This window comes from Lactobacillus sp. C449L (genome assembly GCF_059900815.1).
Map to the genome: position 1 here is coordinate 1 of NZ_JBWXGA010000068.1, position 564 is coordinate 564.

The 564-nt window shown below is 72.2% G+C and carries 1 protein-coding gene; it reads right to left on the reverse strand.

The features are described 5' to 3' along the window. Positions 1-115: 115 nt before the first annotated feature. Positions 116-564: [protein-PII] uridylyltransferase family protein (locus tag AC2JF9_RS08325; RefSeq protein ID WP_500726856.1), on the reverse strand; the 449-nt coding region annotated here is incomplete at its 5' end.

Consider the following 564-nt stretch of genomic DNA (forward strand, 5'->3'; position numbering starts at 1 on the left):
GGGATAGAAATAGAGGACCAGCTTCTGCCCCTTGAAGTCGGCCGGGCTGAACGTCTTCCCGTCCGCGCCCTCCAGCTTCACGTCGGGAACGATATCGCCTTCGCTCAGCATCGTCTCACTCCCTCTTGCCGCCGGCGACCGAACGCCAGAACCGGGCGACGCTTTGCCGCGCCTGCCCGTGCGCCGCAACCAGATCCTCCCAGCGCGCGAAGCCGCAGGCCTGCGCCACCAGCGGGCGCGACGCCTCGGCCGGTTCGGCCAGCCTGGGGCAGACCAGCCGGAATGTGACCAGCATCGCCGTCAGCAGCCGGTGCGCGTCCGCGATCTGGGCGGGCGCGAGGCCGGCCGCGACCAGCGCCTCCAGCGCCTCGTCGAGGCGCGGGACGAGGCCGAGCTTGCGCGACAGCTGCAGCGTATGGATGGCGAACTCCAGGTCCACCAGGCCGCCCTCGCCGAGCTTCACGTCGAACGGCCCCGCCGGCGGCTTGTGCGCCGCCATGTCGCGCCGCATCGCGGCGGCGTCGGCGACGAGCTTGTCCGGATCGCGCGGCGCGCGCAGCACGT